We start from the raw sequence: 25551 nt of genomic DNA on the forward strand, positions 1-25551 counted from the left end.
TTGGAAATTTATCAAATTTAAGCAAGCCCACTAAAATAAACTGCCAAAGAAACCATAATATGGTCAAATGGCCATTTTTGCGGTTATTTTAAAGTGATTTTACCAGTTCCCTGCTGACTACGGTATCGTAAATGATACTGAGCTTCGTTATTTTAGAGTCTTGGTCCAGCTCCAGGATGTCCACAACGGTAAAGGTCACTTTTTTACCATGCTTTAGGGTCCAATGGTAATCAAAAAGCAAGGCGACCCGTCCAGTGTCCTTTTCTTCAAAAAGGCCGTTGAAATGGAGTTCCGAAGCTTGGGTGTCCTTGGCCAAGAGGCTATAAAACTCCGCTGCCGGCCGGGTACCGTAAATGGGCGAGACCACTAGGCCCTTTTCAGAAAAAAGCGCTACCACCTGGGCCATATTTCCTTCCTGTAGGTGCTTGAGATAGGCCTGGGCCACTGTGTTTGCATCCATGGGAATCAGTTTAGTATATCAAAGCCCGTATAGGGTACAAGCACTTCAGGAATTTGTATGCCCGCCTCGGTCTGGTAGTTTTCCAGAATGCCCGCCAATACCCTGGGCAAGGCAAGGGAACTTCCGTTTAAAGTGTGAGCCAGTTGACTTTTCCCATTGCCGTCCTTGAACCTGAGTTTTAACCGATTGGTCTGGTAGGCCTCAAAATTGGAGACCGAACTTATCTCCAACCAGCGGTCCTGGGCTGTGGAAAAGACCTCAAAATCATAAGTGAGCGCAGCGGTAAAGCCCAGATCACCGCCACAGAGCCTGAGGATGCGGTAGGGCAATTTGAGTTCCCTCAGAAGGGTTTTTACATGGGCTACCATCCCGTCCAAAGCGGCATAGGAATGGTCTGGATGTTCTACGCGGACCAGCTCTACCTTATCGAACTGGTGCAAGCGGTTAAGGCCCCGGACATGGGCACCATAACTGCCGGCTTCCCGCCTAAAACAAGGAGTATAGGCCGTGTAGCAGATGGGGAACTCACTTTCCTGTAGGATGTTGTCCCGAAATAGGTTGGTAACCGGCACCTCTGCCGTAGGGATCAGGTAAAGGTCATCGGCCTGCACGTGGTACATTTGCCCTTCCTTATCGGGCAACTGTCCGGTGCCATAGCCCGAGGCCTCATTCACCAAATGGGGCACCTGGATTTCCTGATATCCGGCTTCCGTATTTTTATCCAGAAAATAAGAGATCAAAGCCCTTTGTAGTCGGGCCCCCTTTCCTTTGTATACCGGAAAACCCGCCCCGGTGATCTTGACTCCCAGTTCAAAATCTATGATGTCGTATTTTTTTGCCAATTCCCAATGGGGCAGGGCCTTACTATCCAATTGAGGTATATCGCCTTCCCTGAATATCTCCTCATTGTCCTCCTCCGAATCCCCTGCAGGAACGCTGTCATGGGGTACGTTCGGAATCTGGTACAGCACGGTCTGAAGCTCGTTTGCCGTGCTGTTCAATGCTTCGCCCAGCTCCTTGGAAAGGTCTTTTAGCGCAGCTGTTTGTTCCTTTAGCGCATTGGCCTCTTGCGCCTTGCCGCTTTTAAAGAGCATGCCTATTTCCTTGGAAAGTTTGTTGGACTCCGCTAGGGTGTTGTCCAGTTTGGTCTGGATACCACGGCGTTTTTCGTCCAATTCCACAACGCTGTTCAATAGGGGGGAAGCATCAAGATTTCGCTTTTTTAAAGCGCGAAGAATGTCCTCCTTATTTTCACGAATAGCCTGTAACTGTAGCATTGATTTTTATTTAGAGCACAAATTTAAAGCTTTCAAATTCATGGGAAAGCCTCATTTCCTTTTTTCTGAAGGCAAAATCCACTCGTGATGGGCAAGATGGTTCCAGGAAACCTTGGTCAGGTCGGTTTTGGAGTCTATAAAGGTTTTGTACGGTTTTCCGTTGATGCTGACCCTAGACCTTACGTAGACCTCTATGTCCTCCCCTTTTTTGGCGTATTCCTTTTTAATATGTTGGGCAAATTGCCAGATAAAATCAGGATAACAGGCTACTTTCCTCTGCTGTTTTTTGGTAAGATAATCCTGGAGCTTCACGATCTCCGATGTTCCCTTTTGGGGGTGTACTATCCTGAAGGAAGTAGAACCCGACCTGCTTCTGAGCATCATTCGCCAGCTCATACGGTGCCCCTCCTCCGTCCACAATACATCGTCTTCTATAAAATGATGCCTTACGGGCAACGCCAATTGGATCAAAAAATAGAGACCTAGGCCCAATAACAGGGGATTTCTGTAGGTAGGGACCTCGGTTTCCGCTCCGGTATACAAGTCCCTTCCCTTGAAGAACAGCTTTCGTATGGTCTGCGGTTCAAAAAAGAATACGGTAAAGGCCAATGCCAAATAGGGGAAAATCCCGATTTGCAACACAACGGAGTTGAACAGATGGAAGAAAATGGCCAGTACAAAGGCAATTTTTCGGCTGGGTCTCCACAGCAGGGCAGGTATAATGAGCAGATCGAAAATGATTCCAAACCATCCAATGGCCTTATGGACGAATGTCTGTTGCAAAAACTCACCGATAAGAAAGTAATCGGCTCGGCTCCGCATCAAAATTTCGATAAAACTATTATCGAGCCAGTCCTCGTACAGTTTGGCCAGGGAGGCGAACGTATAGACGATCAAAAGTTGTCCCACCACGATCCATTTTACATATTGGGGCATGGCATTGGTCTTCAGGGAAGGATTTTGTTTGACATCCAAGGAGCTACCCCGGTTTGCTGGCAAAAATATCATGATAAACGATATTAATACCAACAAATAATAATGATTGTTGTAGGATGTTTTTTGCATTAGGTACACTCCGGCCCAGAGGAGGGTGAAGGAGATAGTGCTCCATCGGTATTTGTATCCCAGCGCAATGCATATGCCCAAGATGCCCATAATAAAGAAGTAGAGGTACATGCCCGGTCCAGGCAAGGGCTGCAGCCACTCAAAACCGATAAAGGAAAAAGTAAATTGCGGAGCGATCAGGGTTCTTCGCACCCATCCGGTCGCAATGGCCCCGAAACATTCAAAACCGATCAAGATACCGAAGAAGACCCTAAAAATGATTAGGGAGCTATTGTCGATTTTCTTAAAAAGAAACCTGTTCAGCATTTATTTGGCAATTAGGGCGAGCGATGTTTCCCGGTCTTTTTCCAATTGTTCCTTCAGGGCTTCCACCGAATCGAACTTGTGTTCGTCCCGGATCCGTTCTAAAATATGTATCTGGATCTTATGATCGTAGAGGTCCTGTTCAAAGTCAAAAAAATGGATTTCAATACTTTTTTCCTTGCCCGAGACGGTAGGGTTGTACCCGATATTCATCATCCCATGGATTACCCGATTATCCAAGTTACTTTTTACCACATAGACCCCGTTTCTGGGAATCAACTTATAGCCTTCCTCGATCAAAAGATTGGCGGTGGGGAAATTCAATTGCCTCCCCAAACCCTTTCCTTTTTTTATGGTGCCTGTAAGCATATAGGCGTATCCCAAGTAGGTATTGGCCGTTTTGATATCGCCCTCCTGAAGTGCCTTTCTTATTTTGGTGGAACTAATGGATACATGGTCTATTTCCTCTGCCGGAATCTCCTCTACCTCAAAATCCAAGGTGTTCCCAAAGGCGGTAAGATCGTTTATGTTCGCATTTCGGTTTCTACCAAAGCGGTGGTCGTATCCAATGACTATTTTTTTGATCCTTAGGCTATTAACTAGAATATCCCTTACGAATTCCGTGGCCGAAAGCCTGGAAAATTCCTTGGTAAATGGATGGATGATCAGGCAGTCCAAACCGGTTTCTTCCAATATTTGGATGCGTTCCTCAATGGTGTTCAGAAGCTTTATATCCGTATCTTTTTGAAGCACCATCCTGGGGTGCGGGAAAAAAGTGAGTACCGTGGCCCTTAAATTTAAGGTTTTGGCATCATTTATGAGGCGTTTAAGTATCTTTCTATGACCTAGGTGCACACCATCAAAAGTGCCAATGGTTATGGCCGTGGACCGCGTTTCGTCGTATTTGGAAATGCTTTGGACTGTTATCACTCAAATAAAATAAGAAAAAGGCTTACATTTGATTTATCATATAACCCCAGATGATTACAAAACTACGTCTTGTTTTGCCAATAACCATATTTTTTGCCTGCTTTTACGGGTATGCGCAGACGGATTATTGGCAGGCCGAAGCACCCCAAAACACGGTTATGGGGAGGTCCATAAAACATTTGGACCTACAAAAAACCAAGGTATTTTCGCTAGAACAGGAAGCCTTTAGCAGACAGTTACAGGCAGGAAGGAAGGATGTTAACGGAGAAAAAACCGTTTACTTTCCGGATGAAACGGGAACCCTCATACCCTTTCAGGTTTCCGAAGCATCCGTACTGTCCCCGGAATTGGCGGCGAAATATCCGGGAATTAGGTCCTATAAGGGATATAGCTTAACCAATAAAAGGGATAGAATACGTTTTAGCGTTTCCCATAGGGGCGTACAAAGTATGATCGTACATACGGATAAGGGCAGTACCACCTTTATGCAAAAAACGACCAGGGAAAGTAACCGCTATGTTGTCTATAACAAAGATTCCAAAGATTTCGCAAATAGTGGCTTTATCTGTCGTACACGTTCGGACGTAGAAAAAAGTCTGGGAGGCACTACCTTCCTGGGAGGTACCACCCTTAAACTCGTGGATGATCAAGTGCTGCGAAAATATCGGATTGCCGTTTCGGCGACAGGGGAATATACCGCCTTCCATGGGGGCACCATTGCAGATGCCCTAGCTGCCATAAACGCTACCTTAACGCGGGTAAACGAGGTTTTTGAAACTGATTTAGCGGTTACCCTGGAACTGGTGGCCAATACCGATCAAGTCATCTATACGGACGCGGCCACGGATCCCTATACGGGCAATTTCAATTCACAGACGCAAACTACCCTTACCAGTATCATAGGCGAGGCAAATTACGATGTAGGACATCTTTTTCACCAGGATACCGATAACGGGAACGCCGGTTTTATTGGATCGGTCTGTAGAGATGGTCAGAAGGGAAGTGCGTTTTCTTCGGGTACGACCCCCGAGGGCGATACCTACGACCTGGATTTTGTGGGGCACGAGCTGGGACACCAGTTTGGGGCCAACCACACCTGGTCCTTTGAGTCCGAAGGCACTTCGGTGCAAGCAGAACCGGCCAGCGGTACCACGATTATGGGCTATGCAGGTATAGCGCCGGGCAACAACGTGGCACCCAACGGTGATGACTATTTCCACTATTTTAGCATACTTCAGATTACCGCATATTTGGGCACGACTAGTTGCGCGATGGAAACGCCTTTGACCAACAATCCGCCGGTAATCACGGCAACGGGTGATTTTGTGATTCCGCGCTCTACGGCCTTTGTTCTTACGGGAAATGCGACAGACCCCGATGGAAATACCCTCACCTATGCTTGGGAACAGATAGATGACGGAGTGGTGACGACCGCCACTTTTGGACCAACAAATCCAAGTGGCGCCAATTTCAGGTCTAGAAGACCTTCTCTTAGCCCAGAACGTTATTTCCCCCAATTGGCAAGGGTAGTACAGGGAAATCTTGTCCAGACCAATCCGGCCACCAATTCGGCTTGGGAAACCGTGTCGGATGTTGCACGCGAAATGAATTTTGCGCTCACCGTTAGGGATAATGCCAATGGGGGCGGCCAAGTGGCTTCCGATTTGGTAAAGGTCAGGGTGGTGAACAATGCAGGCCCCTTTGTGGTGACCTCACAGACTACTAGTGAAACCCATACGGCAGGAACCTCACAGGAGGTCCTATGGGATGTGGCGCAAACCAACGAAACGCCCATAAATGCACAGATGGTGGATATCTTGCTGTCTACCGATGGAGGGCTCAGTTTCCCAATATTCTTGGCCGAGGATGTTCCCAATAATGGCGCCCATACGGTCTTACTACCCGCAACTGCGACAACAAGTGCACGCATTATGGTACGGGCAAAAAACAATATTTTCTTTGCGGTAAATACGTCCAATTTTACCATTAACGCAGCGCAGGCCGTATTGGATTTTGATGCACTGGAATTTACGGTATGTCAATCGGACGATATCACCATACCTTTTGTTTATGAAACCGATCTGGGCTTTAACGAGCAGGTTACCTTTAGCGCTACCAATATTCCTGCGGGCCTAAGCGCTGCTTTTTCACCGACTACCGCGACTGCTGATGGTACCCCGGTAGATTTGACTTTTTCCAATACGGCCGCTGTTGCCGTGGGCAGCTATCCCATTACCATTACCGCTACCTCGGCCAGCCTTACCCAAAACGTGGTCCTGGACCTGAACATTTACAATACAAGCTTTTCAAATGTGAACTTGACAGCCCCGGCCAATGGTCTCCAGAACGCCGCACTGCAGCAATTGCTCCAATGGGAATCAAATGCCGCCTATACTTCCTATGATGTGGAAATAAGTACAGACCCTGGCTTTGGATCCGTGTTGGAATCGGCTACGGTGATCTTTGATCAGTACCTTACCACTACCTTGCAGGAACTAACCACCTATTACTGGCGGGTAAAACCAAAAAATGAGTGTGGGGAGGGGGTTTTTGGTCCTGCCTTTAATTTTACGACCATCGACGTAAACTGCAATACCGAGATCGCTACGGGCCTACCTTTGGAAATCTCTACCACGGGAACGCCTACGGTGACTTCCACCATTTCCTTTTTGGACGACCTTCCCGTGGCCGATGTCAATGTAAGTTTGGACATTGCACACAGTTTTCTGGCCGATCTGGTCATAAGCCTTACCTCGCCTCAAGGGACTACTGTGGTGCTTACCTCTAAATCCTGTGGGAATCTAAGGGATATCAATGCAACCTTTGATGATGAGGCTGCTGCAACTTTTGTTTGCGGAGGAAGCCCTGGCATTACCGGAACGGTAAAACCACTGGGTTTTCTGTCTTCCTTTAACGGCGAGTCCATTCAGGGGGATTGGATCCTACGGATTATGGATACCGCCCCGGCCGATGGAGGCTCTTTAAACGCTTTTTCGCTCGAAATATGTGTGGAAGGCAGCTTTAGGCCAGATGCGGATGGGGATGGCGTTTTTGATGATGGGGACGATCTCTGCCTGGGAACACCTCCAGGGACCGAGGTGGGCACGGATGGCTGTCCGGTGTTCAGATTTCCCGCGGATAATTTTAGGGTTGCCATACAAAGTGAAAGCTGCAGCAACAATAATGACGGTTCCTTTCAGATAGATGTAGAGGATACCTCACTGACCTATAGCGTGGTAACCACCGGTAACGGCGTCAACGAAAATGCCGATTTCACAGACTCCTACCTTTTGGAAAACCTTTCGGCAGGCACCTATGTGGTATGTATCACGGCTACGGACGGCACCAATGATTATGAAGAATTTTGTTTGGATGTGGTCATCAGTGAACCACAGCCGCTAAGTGTTTCCTCCCAAATTTCCACGAACGGGGAACAGTTGATGTTGACCATGCAGGGAGGAAATTTGTACAATGTGGAACTGAACGGCATCGTGACCCAGACCTCGGCATCTGAAATTTCACTAGACCTGATAAAGGGCATCAATACGCTTAAAGTTTCCACCAATCTTCCTTGTCAAGGGACGTTCGAGGAACAATTTTTTACAGCGGACGGCCCTATAATTGCTCCTAACCCTTTTGACATTGGTACAAAAGTGTTTTTGGGGTCAGAGGTAACACAGTTGCAACTGAGCATACATACGGCCGACGGCAGGCTGATCAGCAAGACCAACCATACAGTAAATGGTAGCGAACTGGATTTGGATTTTATCGGACTGCCCTCTGGAATGTATTTTATCCGTTTTGACGGAAATGGGGTAAAAGGAACTTTTAAAGTATTGAAGCGATGAGGAAATGTGTACATGTACTCTGGATCGGCCTTGTTTTACTTGGTTGTGGTGGTGGCGATGATGCCCCAAAGCTTCCGCAGGCCGCAGTTTTGGAATTTCCCCTGCAAAATTCAGAGTGTACCACCGGGGTATCCCTAGATGAGACCACGAGCCAGGTGGAGTTCAGATGGCAGGCGGGGGCCAATGCGGAGGGATACGAGTTGCGCGCCACCAATTTAAACACAAACGTCCTCCAGACCATAAGCACTTTGTCCCTGTCTGCCCAATTGCCCTTGGAAAAGGGCGCGCCCTATTCTTGGTTGGTCATCTCCAAACAATCCAATACCAGTGCAACGGCGACAAGCAGCACCTGGCAATTTTATAATGCAGGCTCACAGACTACCTATGCCCCCTTTAGGGCAGATATCATCGCGCCACAATCGGGTGCTTCCATTTTGAGGGATATCAATAACGAGGTAAGCTTGAATTGGACAGGTGCGGACGTGGACAATGATATTGAGGGATATGAAGTATATCTTTCAACGAGTACACCGCCGGAAACCTTGGTAGCCACTCCTTCTGCGTTCACAACAAACATAAAGGTCAGTATTGCTGCAGGCAGCGTATACTACTGGCAAGTAATTACTACGGATAGCGAGGGCAATAGCTCGGACAGCGGAATCTTTGATTTTAGAGTGAACTAGTGGCCTTAGGTGCCGTTAAATTGGTTCATGGTGTTCTTCACTCCGGCGAAGACATAAGAATGTATCAAGGCACACGATTTTTCCAAGCGTTCGGATAACCCGGCAAGTTCTTCTTCGTTCCATTCACCAAGCACGTAATCTACCTGTCTCCCCTTTCCAAAATCGGACCCCACACCAAATCGAAACCGATGGTAGGATGTGGTTCCCAAGCTATTTTGGATATCTTTTAGGCCGTTGTGCCCTCCATCGCTTCCCTTGGTCTTTACCCTGAGGGTACCAAAGGGTAGATTGATATCATCCGTTACTACCAATAAATTTTCCAAAGGAATTTTTTCCTTCTCCAACCAATACTTTACCGCTTTTCCACTTCGGTTCATGTAGGTAGCGGGTTTTAGAAAAAGGACACTCTTCCCTTTGATCCTAGTGGAGCAGATGTCCCCGAGTTTTTCGGTTTCAAAGCTAAGGGCATCGCGTTCCGCAAGGGCGTCCAATATTTTAAAGCCGATGTTGTGTCGGGTATGCGCGTATTCTTCCCCAATATTTCCTAGGCCTACGACCAAAAACTTTTTCATTGTATCCGTTTCTTCTAGAACTTGCTTGTTTTTACCGAAAAACGATTTTAAAAAAGAGCACATAGCATGGACTTGATCGGTATAAAAGTACAAAAGCATCCCGAATCCCGATGGTTACCGGGAGGGATGCTTTTACATATGAACAAATATGCTTATTCCTTGCTCTCTGCGGCCGTGTCGGCAGCAGGTGCCTCTGTTCCTTCGGCTGCGCCTTCTGCAGTAGCTTCTGCTCCTTCAACTCCTTCTTCCTCTTCCTCTTCCTCGACCACAATAGCAGCACGAGCCGTTTTAACCTGTACTACCACGGTACTGTCAGGGTGAAGAATGGAGAAATCGTCGTTCAACAAGGAGGACACTGCGATGTTCTGACCGATTTTCAGTTTGGAAATATCCACATCAAAGAAATCGGGCAAATTGTCCGGCAATGCCTTGATGGCCAGTTTTCTTTTTCGGAACAATAGCCTACCCCCGTTCCGTACCCCGGGAGAATTTCCTATCAATTTAACGGGGATGTTCATGGTAACCTCTTTGTCCTTGAACAATTGGTAAAAATCAATATGCAGGATTTTATCCGTTACCGGATGAAATTGGATATCCTGCATTACGGCCTCCACTTTTTCACCGTTCTCCAAATCAACCACAACCGTATGGGCATTTGGGGTGTACACTAAATCTCTGAACGCCAGTTCATCTGCTGAAAAGTGTAATGGTTTATCCCCTCCGTATACCACGCAAGGAACCTTTCCAGCATTACGTAGGGCCTTCGTTGCCTTCTTGCCCACGCTTTCTCTTTCTGATCCTTTAATTGTAATTGACTTCATTATATATATTAAATTAAACTTTAATTGCTACATCAAAAATTTGGAAGCGATGGAGGTGTTGTGGTGCACACGATGCATTACATCGGCAAAAAGCTCCGCACAGCTCAACACGCGCACCTTTCCACTTTCCTTTTTAATGGGAATGGAATCGGTGACGATCAATTCCAATAGTTGTGATTTTTCTATTTTTTCATAAGCGCCCCCGGAAAGCAAAGCATGGGTGGTAATGGCCCTTACACTTTTAGCGCCACGTTCCATCATCAAATCGGCCGCTTTGGCCAAGGTACCTGCCGTATCTACCAAATCATCTACCAACACCACGTTTTTCCCCTGTACATCGCCAATAAGTTCCATATGGGAAATTACATTGGCCTTGGCACGCTGTTTATAACAAATCACTACATCGCTCTGCAGGGCCTTGGAATAGGCATAGGCTCTTTTGGAACCTCCCATGTCGGGCGAGGCGATGGTCAAATTTTCCAGATTAAGTCCCCTTAGATAGGGCAGGAAAAGGGTAGAAGCGAACAAATGATCTACCGGCTTTTCAAAGAACCCTTGGATCTGGTCTGCGTGCAGGTCCATGGTGATGATCCGCGTGGCGCCTGCCGCTTCCAACATTTTGGCCACCAATTTAGCGGCTATGGGAACCCGTGGCTTGTCCTTTCTGTCTTGCCGGGCCCAACCATAGTAGGGCATAACAGCTGTAATGTGCCGTGCCGAGGCCCTTTTGGCCGCATCGAGCATCAACAACATTTCCATAAGATTTTCGGAGCTCGGGTTGGTGGATCCTATGATAAAGATCCTCGCCCCACGCACCGATTCCTCAAAGGAGGGTTGAAACTCCCCATCACTGTACCTGGAAAAGATGACATTGCCCAGATCCGTACCATAGGCTTTTGCTATTTTTTTTGCCAAGGCACTACTCTGCGTACAGGCAAAAATCTTAGGTTCCGGGACTGTATAGGACATGCTTAAGGTATTGTTATCTAGTTTATTGGCACCCCTTTTTGTAAAGGAGGTGCAAATTTAAAAATTTATTTGGGTTGCTAAAGGATAAATGTTGTTATTTTTTGTCCTGGAAATCAAAATATTTTTTAGTTTTGCAGTCCTTAATTTGCCTTGGTGGCGGAATTGGTAGACGCGCTGGATTCAAAATCCAGTGTCTTAGGACGTGTGGGTTCGATTCCCACCCAAGGTACACCTTCGCTGCGCTACGGTGCACGAATACAAAAGCTTAGATGAAAGTCTAGGCTTTTTTGTTTTGGGACAAGGTGTGGGCCGCCGACGTTCCGCTCTGCGGAAGTCGGGGTGCCGACCGCGAGCGTCGGCATTCGATTCCCACCCAAGGTACACCTTCGCTGCGCTACGGTGCACGAATACAAAAGCTTAGATGAAAGTCTGGGCTTTTTTCATGCCCAGGTACAACATAGGTACAATAAATCACTGTTTTTTAGAGGCTCATTTGAAACGACATATTTTGATGCCTTTTAATCACAAAATTTATTTAATTGTATATTAAGATGTCCTTTAAAACCTTGATTTTATGGGACTACATCCAATCTCCAAATTTCAACCAAACCTATTTCAACTTAATTAAACTTACAATTTTTCATCCCATGTTTCTGTATAATTCTTATTCCTTAAGTTCAAACGTTAGGCCTTTCTTAACCCAAGTCAATGTAAATAGCCTCCTGACTTTGCAATTTTGCTTTTCAAAAAATTAGAAAAGTGAAGAAACAGAAAATTGAGCGGCAGCAATTACTGTCAACATTATGGACATTTGTCCTCTTTAACATGATTTTTCGAGATCTCCATCAACTAGGCAAAAAAGGTTTTCTTGAAGAAATTATGACAGGCATGGTGAATGGCATTAAAATTACGGAAGAACTTATGCTGTTTGGAGGGTTTTTAGCAGAGATACCCATTTTAATGGTGCTTCTCTCCAAAACATTAAATGCAAAAGCAAACAAATGGACAAACATAATCGCTAGCGTAATTACTATACTGGTATTACTCACTAACCTACCTTCAGCAGATATGGATGATATTTTTTTTACGATCATTGAATCTGCAGCATTTTTAGCAATTATCATCATTGCATGGAAATTGCCTTCTCATAATAAGACTAATTCTCAGTTTTCGATATGAAGGCAATAGTATGTACAAAATATGGAACTCCTGACGTGCTTCGGCTTCAAGAGGTAGAAAAACCTGTGGCAAAAGAAGATGAAGTACTAATAAAGATCCACGCTGCCGCAGTGACCACGGCAGGACTTATTGGTCGAAAGGGTGAGCCCTTTTTCACCAGATTATTCAGTGGTCTCCTTAAACCCAAAAAAAATATTCTGGGAATGGAGCTGGCCGGTGAAATTGAAGCCATCGGTAAAAATGTAAAATTATTTAAAAAAGGAGAACAGATTTTTGGACTCACGGGAATGACCCTCGGCTCAAATGCTGAATACAAAAGTCTGCCTGAGGACGCTGCTGTAATCAAAAAACCAATCAATACTAACTATAAGGAATCTGCAGCTGTTATTGAAGGGGGCTTAACGGCATTGAACTTTCTTAAGAACAAAGCGAAAATCCAGCACGGGCAAAAGGTTCTTATCTATGGTGCATCGGGATCGGTAGGAACCGCCTCCATACAGTTGGCCAAGTACTTTGGTGCGGAAGTTACCGGGGTTTGTAGTACGACAAATATTGAAATGGTTAAATCTTTGGGAGCAAATACTGTAATAGATTATAGTAAGGAGGACTTTACCAAAAGCGGCCAGACCTACGACATTATTTTTGACACGGTGGGTAAGCAATCATTTTTACACTGCAGAGATTCACTGAAACCAGAAGGAATATATCTTGATGCCGCTGGGTTGTCTACTGTTTTTCACATGTTTTGGACTTCACTATTAAGCCGTAAAAAAGCCATCCTAACGACTACATATATGAGACCGGTGAGTGTAATCAAACAAGACCTGGTCATCTTAAAAAAGTTGGTTGAGACTGGAAAACTAAAGCCGGTAATAGACCGATGCTACCCGCTGGAACAAACTGCCGAGGCCCACCGATATGTTGAAACCGGACGTAAAAAGGGAAATGTGATTATCAAAACAAATCAAGACATAGACAACTAAAACATCTCGTCTTGAACTAAAATAAATCTCTATTAAAAAAGCAACTTGTTGTAATGAATCAATGAATTAAAACACTTCCATGACTATCATCTTCAGAATTGCTTTGAAATGGGAAAAATAATACCAAGGTATTTACAAATAGTGAGTATGAAAAAAATAGTGAAGAAGTTAATAGCACCCTTCGTAGCCTTAGTCTATTATAATCTGGCGTTATCACAGGTAATGCCAAAGGAAAGCGAATTGTCTATGAACATAATTTCGGATGATTTCTTCTGGACAGAATCAAGTAAGAATGTTGAATATAGAAAACATGGAGACATTGGTTTCTTCTATCCATATGACTTACCTGATGCCCATGGAGAAGCACTGGCCCTTTTCAGAGCATATAATACACCGATTAATAATGGTTTTTCAATAATAGCGATTGATGACCCAAATAAAAGTCTAAAAGCGATAAAGGGTAGGGCAAAGTTTTCTGGATCAGATATCGATCAAACCAAAGACACCCTAATTATTGCTGCGCACTATGTAAAATCAACAGATTCTCTATTAATAGCCAACTTGAATAAAGGCTTAATTCCAGATAAAGCAGCTCTACTAAAACTAAGTGAGCCTTTGGCTCAATTTGAATCCTTTTATCTAAACCTCGCAGCACCCATCAATATCACCGAAGAAAAGTACATGGTTATTCAATTGATCATAAAATCCGGCAGCGATGATAATTATTACTATGGCAAATCAAATGCCGTTATAGACCATCTTCATTTTAGCAGTGTAACAAATAATTAGAATGACCAAGGAGAATTCAGATACTGGTATTCTAAAATCCATATCAATCAATCTTATGTTGCCCTTTAACTTAAGTGTTAATCAAACAAAATAAATTATGTCATGAAAGTTCTCAAAAACCAAGTTCTGGCACAAACAAGAAAATCACTGCGTTTTGATGTCATATTTAATTTCACACTACTGATCTTGCTGTCTTCGGCAAGTTGTTCCTCACAATGGATTCTCAGCCCGAGGGATAAGAGTATCAAGGAATGGGAGTCCAATGAAAGGCGAGAGGATGAAAAAAAATCAGATTCTATTCATGGGTGGTCCGTCTATTCACGAAAAGAAGAATGGTCCAAAAAAAGAAAAACCGCACCACTACACCTTTCGAAGTTTCAAGCTTTCAGTGACTTATTGTCTTTCGATTATCAACAATTAGCAGGTTTCTCCGAGAATATGAAATCATACGGAATAACAGAAGAATGCTTTGATGAACTATTCTGGGAAGGAATAAAAGAATCCCTTAAATTTTGTTTATCATCTAAATACATAGATCAGTCATCCGTAAACAATTTAATAGAGCTAGAACTATGGAGGAATCCAGATTTAGAGCATCCAATAATTAGGCCCGAGATAAGTAAGATAGGCATATCAAGAGCATTCGAAGCATTGAATGAGTTTTCAGGAGAATGGCATGGAAAATGGCAAGCCATGAAAGTACATCACCTTTGGCTTCCGGTAAAGGAATTCAAAATGGAAATAAATGATGGATTTACTTTGATTGGTTTTCAATCATGCTTTACAGGAGACGGATTTGGATGGAATTACGTAGTGAACACAAAGAACAAGGTACTGATATTGGGATTTGTATATCATTTTGATAATTCAGGAAGGATTTCAGCTAAAAACCCACATTATGCTTTTTTGAATCCGGGTAACCAACTAACCTGGGTTTCCGATAGTCATATTTATTATGAGTTCATGTGCAACGGTATTATTTGCGATGAAAAAAAACACTATACCATTACAGGAGGTCAGTATCAAAAACAAGTTAAACAATATAAGCTTGCCTCCGGGTTTCAGGCTGTTTATATACCGGAAGACAAACAGTTGCCAGCATTTAAACATCTATTTGTGAACAATATAAGGCGTACAAAAAACCTGCTTTCCAAAAAACTGGCAATCGTGCTAAAAAACTTAATCCAATAAGATATTGTTTCTGTCGTATGTAACGTCTTTCGAACAAAATCGTCGATTGGTTGATATAACACTACAAATGAAAAAGCTTGTCATCAAAATACTTAAACTATTATCACTTCTTCTGCTACTGCTTGTTGTGGTATTCACTGTTGCTATACTCTGGCCGATGCCGAAATTGGAACCTCCAGCAAAACAAAGCCGAATACTTATTAAATCTGCAAATATTATCGATGTTAAATCAGGAGGTATACTTATAGACCGAGATATTCTGATTGAAAACAATACGATTAAACATATCGATACTACGGGAAAATTTAGATTAGAAGAATTTGATTTGACCATAGATGGCGAAAATAAATACGTAATTCCTGGTCTATGGGACATGCACACACATTCCAATGTACACTCCGAGTGGTTACACCACCCCTTATATATTGCAAATGGGGTAACCAACATTAGAGATATGTCGGGAACCCTAAACGAGAGAGATGCATATTGGGTGGGTAGCAAAACAAGACTTCAATGGAATACTGATTTAGCCAGAAACAAAAGAGTAGCCCCAAGATATGTGCTGCAAAGTAGCTACCAAATAGATGGAGAGGCCTCGGTACCTAAAGGAGCACCTGATTTTTTCAAGTTGAACAACCGGAAGGATGTTGGGAAATTTTTAAGTTTTTACAGGGATGAGAACACGGATTTCATCAAAATCTATCAGCAAATTAAACCAGATTCCTATAGGGAATTGGCAAAACAAGCTTCAAAGTATAAAATTCATTTAGCCGGCCATAAACCCATATTTATCACTTTAGAAGAAGCTATAAAGTTGGGGCAAAGAAGTTTTGAGCATGGTCGTATTTTTATGTACGAGTGCTTTCCATATGCGGACAGTTTGAGATTGAGTCCAAATTGGAAACAAAATTTTAGTAGATATAAAAGTTCCATGGTTCAAAACTTTGATTTTGACCAGGCTAAACAATTGATGGAATTGATGAAACAAAACAACGCCCATTGGACGCCAACATTGCAGACTTTAAAGTTTGAAGCCAATGCTCATGACGAAAATTTCTTGGATAATCCGCATTTAGAATACGTTTCGACCATTAGGAAAAAACTGTGGTGGTCCTTTGACATATCAAACAATAAAGAGAAAAACTTAAGCAACAAAGATGAATTTGTGAGCCGAAGTTTCTATGAAATTGTCCGAAAGCAAATAGGTCTGGCCAATAGTTTGGGTGCCTCCATAATGGTGGGAACAGATGTAACGGACTCATATGTTTTTGCCGGTTTTAGCGTACATCAAGAGCTGAGAGATTTGGTGGCTTGTGGTTTATCTCCTATTGAAGCATTAAAAGCTGCGACAATCGTACCGGCCAGATACGCCAATCTAGATAACGAATTGGGAACGGTTGAAAAGGGTAAACTTGCTGATTTGGTAATTCTTAATGATAACCCATTACATGCCATTGAAAATACTGAAGAAATTTTTGGGGTATTGCACGAAGGAGTTTATTATAGCAGGGGAGCGTTGGATGAATATAAAGACTATACAGCTTCCATGGCCTCTAGCTTCCATATGAACATCAAGGTCTTAAAAAGTTTTTTATCCAGTAAACTGTTGAGAGTACAGTTCAATGATTAAATGGGGGGTCACTCACCTATGGAACTTCCCCCATATTTCTCGATTCAGGTCAATTATTGTTGAACGCCCCTACACTTTTTTGTTGCTTCAATTTTGGGATAGGCTGAATCCAACGGAAATCATCTTATATCGACTTACATAACAGTTTTGGCATACAACTATACAAATGAAAATATAGTAACAATGAAAAATATAGAAATCAATCATGTGTTAAACTGCAAAATTGGGGCAAAGTCAGACCATGTTCTTCGACTTAGGTTAAGAACCAAGCTTTCAGCAAGAATAAGGGTTTGATTTGTGTTCAAGTCCTTATTTAGTTAGACGTTTCCGAATTCTACTAAGCGATTCTGGTTTTACACCCAGATAACTTGCTATCAAGTATTGAGGAACTCGATTAAGAAGTTCAGGCGAATTTTCTTGAAGGTTTTGATAACGTTCTTCAGGAGATAGTTTTACGAAATCATCATATTTCATTCTTTGGTTGGCCAACTGGTCTTCCATAACGGAGCCCCCAATTGTGGCAAGTCGAGGCAAATTTTTCATCAAATCCGCGTTTCTCTCTTGATTCCCCAAGGCGATTATGCAATCTTCGTAACATTCTAAATAATATTCAGAGGGTTTCTTAGTGGTATAGCTTATCGGTGTAATTGGCTGTTTTTCCGTATAAAAGTCAGTCACTTTAACCTCACCATCCATTAAATAATAACTGTATACGCAACCTTTCAAAATAAAATAGCATTCGCGGGCGTAATCCCCTGCGGACAATAACATGGTTCCTTTAGGAAAGAATTGCATTACATTTTGACTGGTAATAACTTCTTTTTCCTCTTGTGTCAGCTCAATATATTGTGACAAAAATTCTATTATTGCATTATCCATTGGCAAAGTTAAATCTCGAGGTTATTTATGAGTGTTTTAGTTCTCCTGTGGATAGAGCAAATTTGATTTATCCTTTTGATTATGCGGTAATTGGAAAAAAATTAAAAACTCCTCAACGTTAAGCCTATTTGTTAAAGGTACAACAGAGCGCTTAAAGTAATTTCATAATTGGGTTAATATTATAAGGTAAAACCTAATTCAAACACAATAGTATTAATCCGAAATAAATGAACGATTTTGAGCTTATAGGGCTTTGGATGTATGATACTGTCCTGTAAAACGACCATTTATAGGATTCCACCAATTTGCTTTATCTGTTCTTTTTGACGGCCGATTTATAGTGCAACTTTTGGAATACGCAAAACGTTTTCTAGAATGTCATAAACCTGGTCTCTTTTAGTAGTTTCGTTAATAGACCTTTTATGGGACTGTAAGAGTTCGTCTAACTGATTATCGTACTGGAAAATAAATCCAGTTCTTTCAGGAGTATGGGCCGCCAACGTCTCGCTTTTGCATTTAACCTCCGTGAAAACCCCAGAACCAATCATACCAATCTCGAACGGAACGGCCGATTATATAAGTTAGTCTGTGGTTGCGGCAGTGGTTAAATTATCCAACACCATACTTATCTTATCCAACACTTTTTCGTTGTGCTCAATGTTGTGGCGGTCTCTAAGGTACATTGGATCGTTGTAGGCCACCTTAACCTCGGCCTTGTCATCTTGAAATACGATTATTTTTTGTGGCAGATCAATACTAACGGCTTGGCTGTTTTGCATTAACAAAGTTCCCAAATTTGGGTTTCCGAACATGATAATACGTGTCGGGTTTAAATTTAGTCCAACCGATGCTGCGTTCTTGGCGTGATCTAATTCCAGTATGATCCCAAGATTGGGATTGGTGTCAATCCCGGTCTTCAACTTGTTGTACGTTGCCTCGAAGTCCAAACGACTGGTTTTTGTTATAAGTCCATTATTGTCCATAAGCATACTGTTGATTTTTACTATACTATTTAGACGTTTTTTTTTGTGATGATTACATAAAGCTGTAAAAAAACAGGGACAACAATATGGATTTGCATCCGGGCTTTTTTTGTGTTAGGTTCGTAGTATTCCAAAACAAAAATGCGGGAATCCGACTCCCATGACCCAATGAAAATCAAAGCGGAAAAAATAAGAGAGCTCATAGCGGCACTGAACCAGGTAATCGAAGCGGCATTGCAGGAGGAAAAACAGCACGAGGCCCTACTCGGAACCGTTGATGACATGTATTCCAAAAGTGCACGGAACCTAGTGCACTATACGGCCTTCCGAAAGTTTGATCTGAGGAGTACCCAAAAGAAACTCAGAAACCTGGGGCTTACGCGGTTCGCGAATGCCGAGGGCCATGTTTTGGCAAGTCTGACCAACACGCGGCACATACTGCAAAACCTGATTCGTGATGATGGGGACGTGGCGTTAAAATCGCATTTGTCCATTAAAAAGGGAAAACGACTGCTGGCCAAAAACACCAAGGCACTTTTAGGATACCGTTCCAAGGGTAGGAGGGTACGGATTATGGTAACGCAGCCAACGGCAGCGGCCTATGATTATCAGATGGTGCTCCAAATGGTCAAAAATGGGATGAACTGTGCGCGGGTAAATTGCGCACATGATACGCCCGAAGTTTGGCTAAAAATCATAGAAAATGTGAGGCGTGCCGCAAAGGCATCGGGGAAAAATGTCAAAATAGCGATGGACCTGGCCGGACCAAAAATCAGGACCGGTCGCATAACCCCAGGGCCCAAAATAAGAAAATTCACGCCCGAAAAAGATGTCACCGGCAATATTGTACAACCTGCCGAAATCGTCCTTGTTCCCCGAATTGATGAATTCTCACTGCCCAATACTTTGGCAGTTGCCCCTAACGACCTTGCCAAATTGGATTTAAATGATACGTTTACTTTCACGGATACGCGGGATAAAACGCGAAAGCTCAAAATAATTGCATTAAACGACAATGAGGCTATCGCCCATTGCTATGAAACTTCTTACATAGGAACGGGTACCGAATTGCACAGTACCAACCAACCCTTGGAAAAAATAATTGTGGGCGAGTTGCCCCCCATTGAACAGGCCCTAATTTTAAGGAAAGGCGATGTGTTTACGGTCGTTAAAGAAGATGTGGAAGGAATTCCGGCATTGATCGATGAGGATGGGAAGGTCATTCAAAAAGCACTTATATCGTGTCAACTTCCGGAGGTTTTCGATGATATAACATCTGGGGATCGCATTTTGTTCGATGATGGCAAAATTGAAGGGGTCATAACGGAGGTCGGTAAAAGCGCTTTTGATATTCGTATTACGTTGGCCAAGGAAAAGGGTTCAAGGCTCAAAGCGGAAAAGGGAATGAATTTTCCGAATACCAACCTGGGAATCAGCGGATTGACCAAAAAGGATCGGAAAGATCTGGCGTTTGTTGCAAAACATGCCGATATCGTGAACTTTTCTTTTGTGAATTCCAAAAGGGATGTGGAGGAACTGCATGAGGAATTGAAAAAACATGGGGCATTCAATGAACTTGATGTTATTCTGAAAATTGAAACGAAATTTGCAGTAGATAACCTCAGCGAAATCCTGTTGGCCGCCATGCGGTCCAGGTTTATAGGTGTAATGATCGCTCGGGGCGATTTGGCCGTAGAAACCGGTTGGGACACTATTGGAAGAGTGCAGGAAGAAATCCTGCTTTTATGCGGTGCCGCCCATGTACCTGTGGTATGGGCTACGCAAGTTTTGGAAAATTTGGCAAAAAAGGGCTTGCCCTCCCGATCGGAAATCACCGATACCATGGCCGCACTGCAAGCGGAATGTATAATGCTCAACAAAGGACCCTATATCAATAGGGCCATTGTTTTGTTGAATACCATCCTTTCCGACATGGAAGAAAACCACGATAAGAAAGAGATAATGCTCCCGAAAATGGAACGCCTTTTGAAGTCTGAAAAATGAAATCTTGCAATAATCTAAAAAGACCTGCTAGACAAGTGTGCAACGATCTAATTTTTTTTATAGCGTATCGCCATTTTAGGTTTTCTACTAGTTTCATTTTAAAGGATTAAATATTATAATCTGCTGCTTAGATATGTTGTGGCAATTCGTAGTTGCTCATTAAGAACTGGTCCTTAAAACCCAGCTTCAGATACAGGCCCTTTCCCATGGCGGAGGCCTGAAGGGTGGCATGGGCGAACGCCTCACCGACCGCTTGTGAAAGAACGGCATGCATCATTTTTTCGGCATAGCCCTTTCTTCTCATCTCAGGAATGACTCCCATGGAATGAATACCCACTACGGCACCGCGTGTATAATGCAGTACAACTGTTCCCACCGCTTTCCCTTCGTGAAAGGCAATCAAATAATCTACGGTGTCGCAGGTCTTTAAAAGCAATCGATGACTAATGGTATAGTTGAAAGCCTTCTCAAATAAGGCTTCCCAGCGTAAAGCAGATGCTCTGTTGTCTACTTTTTGAAGCTCAATTTCGACCTCTAATGGATAGGTTTTGGGAAGTTCCAATGACATGCCCACCTGATCCAATACTTTTACAAATCCGGCCTCTTCCAATAACCGATATGACTCGTTTTGGTAGATGTCCCAATAGGGAATGGTCATCTTGGTGGAAGCGGATGCAATTATTGCTCTGGCTTCATTTATGCTCTTCAGGTCAGGGTCTCCGTGAAACCACAAACGGTTGGGCCAATTGGAATAATTCACTAGTCCGTGGTCATAGGTTTCACCTGGTTTGTAAACCTCGGTTCGTTGGTTAACCAAGCGCCAAAGTGAAGTTAAATTGGTAATATTTTCTTTTACTAGGTTCATTGTATTAGGTGTTTTTGATTAATATGATTCCTAAAATCAGGGTAAGTACACCAAAGACCTTTTTATAGGCGATGGGTTCCGTGGGTAGACCAAACCAACCGAAGTGGCCGGCAATGACCGAAAACAAAATCTGCCCAAAGAGACCTATAGAGATCATGGTAGAGATACCCAATTTAGGGATGGTGTAATAGTACAGGCCTATGCCAGCCACACTAAATAGTGCTCCGGAAAACCATAAATAATAAGGAACGTCCTTTAGTTGATAGAAAGATGGGAAATGTCTGGTATGGACGGCTATGGCTAAGAAAGCGATCAACGTACTCACGATATAGGCTACCAATGAAGTCAGCAGAGGACTTTTAAGTTGTTCGCTAAGCTGCGCATTAAAACCGCCATGCATGGCTAAAAATATACCTCCTATAAATGCTAGAAGAATTGGTGTTGACTGACTCATAATCTGTTTAGTAATGATTTATGGGTCAAAATTAAGCCAGTAAACACTGCCCTGCATTTACATATGTTGATGCCTTTGAATTTTATAGGTCTTTTCTAATTCTGCTTAGCTGGGTGGGGGTGATTCCGAGGTAAGATGCTATTAGCCATTGAGGTACCCGTTGAGGTAATTTGGGGTATTGTTTAAGGAAGGACAAATAGCGTTCCGTAGCGTTTTCGGCGGCAAATGAAATTTGTCGTCTTTCATTTTCAATAATCCAATTTTGTTCCAGATTGGCGATATAATAGTTCTTTAGGTCCTCATGTTTGTAAATTACTTGTTTGTAACGTTCATAGTTCATCTCCAAAATGGTCCCATCTTCAACAGATTCAATGCCAAAACCAGAAGGGGTATTGGTCAACATGGAAACGGTGGAACCCGCCAAATGGCTCTCGACGAAGAAGTTTTTTACATACACGTTGGCCTCATCATCCATCCATTGGGATACCAATATGCCCTCACAGACAAAATAAATGTTTCTGGCCGTTTGCCCTGGAAATACGATGTTCTCGTTTTTTTGGACATCCCTAATTTTAATATAGGGAAGAAAGGCCTCAAAGGATGCTTGGGAAACCGGGGCAAATCCGTTTAGGTACCGATAAAAAAGTTGGATATGTGGATGGTCCCAAGAAATCATAATTGTAGTCTTATCGATAATCATCCCGTGCTAAGCACAGGTAACACTTAACGGCAATTTTTGATGGTGTGTTGTACAGATAAAGATACCAAAAAGATGGCTGGGGTGATGAGGTGCAAAAGCGCGTTCACTTAGAGGGCACCAGACCCGGAAATCCTTTTTGGGTATTTACGGGCATCTGGTTTACCAGAATCCGGTTCAACCCTTTTTTGGCCAGTTGTTTGGCAAATTCCTTGCCGATTCCCGAAGATGCCCCGGTAATCAGTGCCCAAGGACCATATTGTTGTTTAAAATCGTTCATAATTATTTCTTTTGGATGTTATGACCAATTAAATGTGTTTCTATTGCTTTGCTATGGGCCGATGTTCTTTCCCGATTATTTCTGTGTAGGTCACAAACTTAAAGGGATCAAAAAATTGCACGGAACTTCGCAGTCGATCTGCCGCTTCTTCTTTTAATCTTCCTATACGCGCATTTGTGGGATACCTGCTTTCTGCCGCCACGGCCATCTGCAGCGCCAGCTCGTTGTCGCCGTTGGCAATCATTTTTTTCAAGGCATTGGCCACTTGATTTCCGGACAGCCCTAAATATTTTTGCAGAAGGCGCCCGCGCTCCACGGAAGTAATGACATCGAGTCCGTCAGGGTCTTTCCCACTGACTTCCTCCTGCCATATGCCCACCATGTGATCCACGGTACGTGCTATGATATGATCTCGGGGAGACAAATAGCCGATGAAGATTTCGGGATGGTTTTGCAATCCCGGGGGAATCAGATTAAGCCGTATGATATCCTTGGCGGAATACCCATTCCGTACGTGCCTTCTGGTTGCGTTCACCAACCATTGAAAAGCATCGCGATATGCGCTCAGTTGATGGGTGTTTTCATACATAATCGTTATACCAATATGCCCGTGCAATAGGTATTTGGGGTCGAGCTCCAGAACCACGTCCATTACCTGTAAGGCGTCATCCATAAACCCTTCCTCGGTCCAGGGCTCTCCGTAAAAGGGCATCAGCGCGTCGCCCATGAAGACCAATTCCAATTCAGGAAAATGAATCAGTAGCGCATCTTCGGTTTCGCCTCCAGTAACGGGTATAAGAGTTACTTTGGACTTGCCAATTTGAACCTCCCTTATGGAGTCGACAATGACGTCCGGCTTGTATTCACTCACCCAATTATCTTTGAAGTCGACCCCACGGAATTGACGATAGCTGTGGTTTTTAAGTACACGGTCTACCGTTCCGTGAAAATTCCCGCGCCCGTATAGTGTTATAGCGGGGTCCAAGGACTTTAGGTAGGTGTGTCCCCCGATATGGTCCCAGTGCGCATGGGTGATCAAGGCGGTTGTGAGCCGTGGTAAGCCGGGATACTTTTCCAATAAAAACGCATATCCCTCCTTATAACTGTGAGGTTGGGTGCCGGCATCGATCGATATAAGTTCCTCCCCGTTTTGGGAGACCACGAAATGCAGGTCCGAAAATCCGAACCCCCTAATAGCAAACACCCTATCCGGAATTACCTCTTCTATCCATGGTGTCGGAGCAAATAAAAGGCCCTTCTCCTTGGTGGTGGAAAACCAACCGGAAAACAGCATTTTTGGCTGATATTCCGTATATCCGCTTAGGACCAGATACTTCTTTGCCAAAGGCGTATTGCCTTCCTCGGCGTATAGCTTGGCCAAATGGTGATAGACTTCCCGATAGAAGCCAGGCGTGGGTTCCAGTTCCGGATGGTTGAGTAACCACAGAAGTTCTTCGAGGGCCGCTTCTTTCTTATCGAAGATCCAGGGGACTTGGGCGTAGATAATGCCCGATGCCCAGCGGGCTAAGGGGTTTTGCGGTGACAATGCCTTAGCTTCCTCCAAAATCTTGAAGGTGTCCTTTACCCAGCCCATTCTTGAAATAAGGGAAATATTGTCGGCATAGCTTGCACGTAAAAGGGCGTAGGCGGATAAGTAATTGGACCTGACCCCGTCGGACATTTGAAGGCGAAAACGTCCAAGGACCGATTCAAAGTAAGGGATGCCATGCTGCTGCTGATTGGCAGCTATATAGGCATTGGCAAGAAGGAACACGGGATTGGGGTCCTTGCTAGGCCCGTAGGACAATACGGTTTCATAGAAAGCAATGTCCGAATGAAAACTGCGATCGTTTTCGTGGGGTTTAAAGTGCTCAAAATCCTTTGAAGGCAACAGTGTTTCCGATAGCCCTCTTTGGGCCGTATTTTCGTTGATCAAGGCCCCATCGGTATACGATGGCACATCAGGGATGTTGCTTTGCTGGGCGCAAGCCACCAGCAGGGTGGCCAGTAAGACAGTTAGGTAACTAAGTGATTTTGTTTTCATGAGTTAGTGGTTTATTTTTTATAATAAGTTGTATGTACAACATTAAATTTGAATGTTTTGAAAAACGCTTCTTTAATCCCTTGATCGGTCAGACATATGGTTGCAGGGTAAAGATAATGTAATATGTTGTATATGCAACATATTTAACCATTGATTAACACTGCCCCCTTGATTCACCGTTTCTTTTACCGATTTTTTCCTGAGGACCTTATCAGAATGCATTCAGGAGGATGAGTAATGTGCTGGTCAAGATACTCGCCAATAACAATTTGAAAACCAATTCTGATTTTCGCTGCGAGAGTACAGCGGCATTGAAGAGCATACATGCAACGGTCACCAAGAATAATTGTAGCATTTGTATTAGGCCGTTTCCATTGATTAGGACAAACATTGCTGCTATAGAGCCCAAACAACTTTGCCCAATGATCGAAATGGTGGCGTATCCCCATTTATCCTTTCTAAATGCCTTTAAAGAGCTGGTGTATAGTGCCATAATCGCTTATTTTAATTATGGAACAAATTTATTTTGACCCTGGGCGCCTTGCATTTACATATGTTGATAAATGCGATTATGGGCTTATTAAACTCCCATAGACGGAAAGATTTCTCCCTATTTTGGCAAATCACCATGGGAATGGGTAGCTA

At 43.5% G+C, this 25551-nt stretch carries 23 protein-coding genes and 1 tRNA gene; 9 read left to right on the forward strand and 15 right to left on the reverse strand.

All coding sequences use genetic code 11. The features are described from left to right. Positions 1–88 precede the first annotated feature (88 nt). From ACRD67_RS02635 to ACRD67_RS02650, 4 genes are read right to left on the reverse strand one after another with little or no spacing between them, the layout of a single operon-like run. A complete protein-coding gene (locus ACRD67_RS02635; protein ID WP_430965482.1) occupies positions 89–460 on the reverse strand; it encodes a nuclear transport factor 2 family protein in 372 nt (123 codons plus the stop codon). Positions 461–465: 5 nt separating this feature from the next. Further along, positions 466–1737 carry a serine--tRNA ligase gene (gene serS / locus ACRD67_RS02640; RefSeq protein WP_430965483.1) on the reverse strand — a complete coding sequence of 424 codons (1272 nt, stop codon included), beginning with the start codon at positions 1735–1737 and terminating at the stop codon, positions 466–468. Between the two features lie 51 nt (positions 1738–1788). Continuing rightward, positions 1789–3108, reverse strand: coding sequence for an HTTM domain-containing protein (locus ACRD67_RS02645; RefSeq protein ID WP_430965484.1), 1320 nt, complete (start codon positions 3106–3108; stop codon positions 1789–1791). Continuing rightward, positions 3109–4035: a bifunctional riboflavin kinase/FAD synthetase gene (locus ACRD67_RS02650; protein ID WP_430965485.1), complete on the reverse strand. Its 927-nt coding sequence runs from the start codon at positions 4033–4035 to the stop codon at positions 3109–3111. Between the two features lie 50 nt (positions 4036–4085). Between ACRD67_RS02650 and ACRD67_RS02655 the strand changes: the two genes are divergently transcribed. Then, positions 4086–7883 carry a reprolysin-like metallopeptidase gene (locus ACRD67_RS02655; protein WP_430965486.1) on the forward strand — a complete coding sequence of 1266 codons (3798 nt, stop codon included), beginning with the start codon at positions 4086–4088 and terminating at the stop codon, positions 7881–7883. Beyond that, entirely contained in the window at positions 7880–8566 is a 687-nt protein-coding gene (locus ACRD67_RS02660; protein WP_430965487.1) for a hypothetical protein, read from the forward strand. Before ACRD67_RS02655 ends, ACRD67_RS02660 begins: the two co-directional genes overlap by 4 nt. A gap of 5 nt (positions 8567–8571) precedes the next feature. Here the strand turns inward: ACRD67_RS02660 and pth are convergent, their stop codons facing one another. From pth to ACRD67_RS02675, 3 genes are all read right to left on the reverse strand, one after another. After that, a complete protein-coding gene (pth, locus tag ACRD67_RS02665; RefSeq protein ID WP_430965488.1) occupies positions 8572–9201 on the reverse strand; it encodes an aminoacyl-tRNA hydrolase in 630 nt (209 codons plus the stop codon). An 89-nt stretch (positions 9202–9290) separates the two neighbouring features. Further along, entirely contained in the window at positions 9291–9959 is a 669-nt protein-coding gene (locus ACRD67_RS02670) for a 50S ribosomal protein L25/general stress protein Ctc (protein ID WP_430965489.1), read from the reverse strand. Between the two features lie 27 nt (positions 9960–9986). Continuing rightward, positions 9987–10928, reverse strand: a complete 942-nt coding sequence (locus ACRD67_RS02675) for a ribose-phosphate pyrophosphokinase (RefSeq protein ID WP_430965490.1) — start codon at positions 10926–10928, stop codon at positions 9987–9989. A 147-nt stretch (positions 10929–11075) separates the two neighbouring features. Here ACRD67_RS02675 and ACRD67_RS02680 point away from each other — a divergent pair. From ACRD67_RS02680 to ACRD67_RS02705, 6 genes are all read left to right on the forward strand, one after another. Further along, positions 11076–11157, forward strand: a tRNA-Leu gene (locus tag ACRD67_RS02680). 530 nt (positions 11158–11687) lie between these two features. After that, positions 11688–12107 (forward strand): DUF6326 family protein, encoded by a 420-nt coding sequence (locus tag ACRD67_RS02685; protein ID WP_430965491.1) that lies wholly within the window; start codon positions 11688–11690, stop codon positions 12105–12107. Beyond that, positions 12104–13090, forward strand: a complete 987-nt coding sequence (locus ACRD67_RS02690) for an NAD(P)-dependent alcohol dehydrogenase (protein ID WP_430965492.1) — start codon at positions 12104–12106, stop codon at positions 13088–13090. Before ACRD67_RS02685 ends, ACRD67_RS02690 begins: the two co-directional genes overlap by 4 nt. Positions 13091–13237: 147 nt before the next feature. Next, positions 13238–13879, forward strand: coding sequence for a hypothetical protein (locus tag ACRD67_RS02695; RefSeq protein WP_430965493.1), 642 nt, complete (start codon positions 13238–13240; stop codon positions 13877–13879). A gap of 102 nt (positions 13880–13981) precedes the next feature. Beyond that, positions 13982–15070, forward strand: coding sequence for a hypothetical protein (locus ACRD67_RS02700; RefSeq protein ID WP_430965494.1), 1089 nt, complete (start codon positions 13982–13984; stop codon positions 15068–15070). Between the two features lie 67 nt (positions 15071–15137). Further along, positions 15138–16700 carry an amidohydrolase family protein gene (locus ACRD67_RS02705; RefSeq protein WP_430965495.1) on the forward strand — a complete coding sequence of 521 codons (1563 nt, stop codon included), beginning with the start codon at positions 15138–15140 and terminating at the stop codon, positions 16698–16700. 309 nt (positions 16701–17009) lie between these two features. Here the strand turns inward: ACRD67_RS02705 and ACRD67_RS02710 are convergent, their stop codons facing one another. After that, positions 17010–17579, reverse strand: coding sequence for a Crp/Fnr family transcriptional regulator (locus ACRD67_RS02710; protein ID WP_430965496.1), 570 nt, complete (start codon positions 17577–17579; stop codon positions 17010–17012). Positions 17580–18160: 581 nt separating this feature from the next. Further along, positions 18161–18568, reverse strand: coding sequence for a DUF302 domain-containing protein (locus ACRD67_RS02715; RefSeq protein WP_430965497.1), 408 nt, complete (start codon positions 18566–18568; stop codon positions 18161–18163). A 135-nt stretch (positions 18569–18703) separates the two neighbouring features. Between ACRD67_RS02715 and ACRD67_RS02720 the strand changes: the two genes are divergently transcribed. Further along, positions 18704–20566, forward strand: coding sequence for a pyruvate kinase (locus tag ACRD67_RS02720; RefSeq protein WP_430965498.1), 1863 nt, complete (start codon positions 18704–18706; stop codon positions 20564–20566). 127 nt (positions 20567–20693) lie between these two features. On the opposite strand, the gene ACRD67_RS02725 is transcribed toward ACRD67_RS02720, so the two are convergent. From ACRD67_RS02725 to ACRD67_RS02750, 6 genes are all read right to left on the reverse strand, one after another. Then, the gene (locus tag ACRD67_RS02725) at positions 20694–21431 is read right to left on the reverse strand and encodes a GNAT family N-acetyltransferase (RefSeq protein ID WP_430965499.1); all 738 of its coding nucleotides are present in this window, start codon (positions 21429–21431) and stop codon (positions 20694–20696) included. 4 nt (positions 21432–21435) lie between these two features. Next, positions 21436–21885: a DMT family transporter gene (locus tag ACRD67_RS02730; RefSeq protein WP_430965500.1), complete on the reverse strand. Its 450-nt coding sequence runs from the start codon at positions 21883–21885 to the stop codon at positions 21436–21438. 82 nt (positions 21886–21967) lie between these two features. Beyond that, positions 21968–22561, reverse strand: coding sequence for a Crp/Fnr family transcriptional regulator (locus tag ACRD67_RS02735; protein WP_430965501.1), 594 nt, complete (start codon positions 22559–22561; stop codon positions 21968–21970). 127 nt (positions 22562–22688) lie between these two features. Next, positions 22689–22862 (reverse strand): SDR family NAD(P)-dependent oxidoreductase, encoded by a 174-nt coding sequence (locus ACRD67_RS02740; RefSeq protein WP_430965502.1) that lies wholly within the window; start codon positions 22860–22862, stop codon positions 22689–22691. 40 nt (positions 22863–22902) lie between these two features. Beyond that, positions 22903–24906 carry an MBL fold metallo-hydrolase gene (locus ACRD67_RS02745; protein WP_430965503.1) on the reverse strand — a complete coding sequence of 668 codons (2004 nt, stop codon included), beginning with the start codon at positions 24904–24906 and terminating at the stop codon, positions 22903–22905. A 211-nt stretch (positions 24907–25117) separates the two neighbouring features. Then, positions 25118–25399, reverse strand: a complete 282-nt coding sequence (locus ACRD67_RS02750; protein WP_430965504.1) for a hypothetical protein — start codon at positions 25397–25399, stop codon at positions 25118–25120. Positions 25400–25551 lie beyond the last annotated feature (152 nt).

The sequence above is a fragment of the Eudoraea algarum genome (assembly GCF_050589645.1).
Taxonomy (GTDB): Bacteria; Bacteroidota; Bacteroidia; order Flavobacteriales; family Flavobacteriaceae; genus JBNGOQ01.

What these genes read in the sequence shown, in the direction of transcription:
- serS (WP_430965483.1), bottom strand. Translation starts at nt 1,737, where the DNA reads ATGCTACAGTTACAGGCTATTCGTGAAAATAAGGAGGACATTCTTCGC.
- ACRD67_RS02715 (WP_430965497.1), bottom strand. Translation starts at nt 18,568, where the DNA reads ATGCTTATGGACAATAATGGACTTATAACAAAAACCAGTCGTTTGGAC.
- ACRD67_RS02750 (WP_430965504.1), bottom strand. Translation starts at nt 25,399, where the DNA reads ATGGCACTATACACCAGCTCTTTAAAGGCATTTAGAAAGGATAAATGG.
- ACRD67_RS02745 (WP_430965503.1), bottom strand. Translation starts at nt 24,906, where the DNA reads ATGAAAACAAAATCACTTAGTTACCTAACTGTCTTACTGGCCACCCTG.
- ACRD67_RS02740 (WP_430965502.1), bottom strand. Translation starts at nt 22,862, where the DNA reads ATGAACGATTTTAAACAACAATATGGTCCTTGGGCACTGATTACCGGG.
- ACRD67_RS02645 (WP_430965484.1), bottom strand. Translation starts at nt 3,108, where the DNA reads ATGCTGAACAGGTTTCTTTTTAAGAAAATCGACAATAGCTCCCTAATC.
- ACRD67_RS02730 (WP_430965500.1), bottom strand. Translation starts at nt 21,885, where the DNA reads ATGAGTCAGTCAACACCAATTCTTCTAGCATTTATAGGAGGTATATTT.
- ACRD67_RS02660 (WP_430965487.1), top strand. Translation starts at nt 7,880, where the DNA reads ATGAGGAAATGTGTACATGTACTCTGGATCGGCCTTGTTTTACTTGGT.
- ACRD67_RS02735 (WP_430965501.1), bottom strand. Translation starts at nt 22,561, where the DNA reads ATGATTTCTTGGGACCATCCACATATCCAACTTTTTTATCGGTACCTA.
- ACRD67_RS02635 (WP_430965482.1), bottom strand. Translation starts at nt 460, where the DNA reads ATGGATGCAAACACAGTGGCCCAGGCCTATCTCAAGCACCTACAGGAA.
- ACRD67_RS02705 (WP_430965495.1), top strand. Translation starts at nt 15,138, where the DNA reads ATGAAAAAGCTTGTCATCAAAATACTTAAACTATTATCACTTCTTCTG.
- ACRD67_RS02725 (WP_430965499.1), bottom strand. Translation starts at nt 21,431, where the DNA reads ATGAACCTAGTAAAAGAAAATATTACCAATTTAACTTCACTTTGGCGC.
- ACRD67_RS02700 (WP_430965494.1), top strand. Translation starts at nt 13,982, where the DNA reads ATGAAAGTTCTCAAAAACCAAGTTCTGGCACAAACAAGAAAATCACTG.
- ACRD67_RS02695 (WP_430965493.1), top strand. Translation starts at nt 13,238, where the DNA reads ATGAAAAAAATAGTGAAGAAGTTAATAGCACCCTTCGTAGCCTTAGTC.
- ACRD67_RS02710 (WP_430965496.1), bottom strand. Translation starts at nt 17,579, where the DNA reads ATGGATAATGCAATAATAGAATTTTTGTCACAATATATTGAGCTGACA.
- pth (WP_430965488.1), bottom strand. Translation starts at nt 9,201, where the DNA reads ATGTGCTCTTTTTTAAAATCGTTTTTCGGTAAAAACAAGCAAGTTCTA.
- ACRD67_RS02655 (WP_430965486.1), top strand. Translation starts at nt 4,086, where the DNA reads ATGATTACAAAACTACGTCTTGTTTTGCCAATAACCATATTTTTTGCC.
- ACRD67_RS02670 (WP_430965489.1), bottom strand. Translation starts at nt 9,959, where the DNA reads ATGAAGTCAATTACAATTAAAGGATCAGAAAGAGAAAGCGTGGGCAAG.
- ACRD67_RS02675 (WP_430965490.1), bottom strand. Translation starts at nt 10,928, where the DNA reads ATGTCCTATACAGTCCCGGAACCTAAGATTTTTGCCTGTACGCAGAGT.
- ACRD67_RS02720 (WP_430965498.1), top strand. Translation starts at nt 18,704, where the DNA reads ATGCGGGAATCCGACTCCCATGACCCAATGAAAATCAAAGCGGAAAAA.
- ACRD67_RS02690 (WP_430965492.1), top strand. Translation starts at nt 12,104, where the DNA reads ATGAAGGCAATAGTATGTACAAAATATGGAACTCCTGACGTGCTTCGG.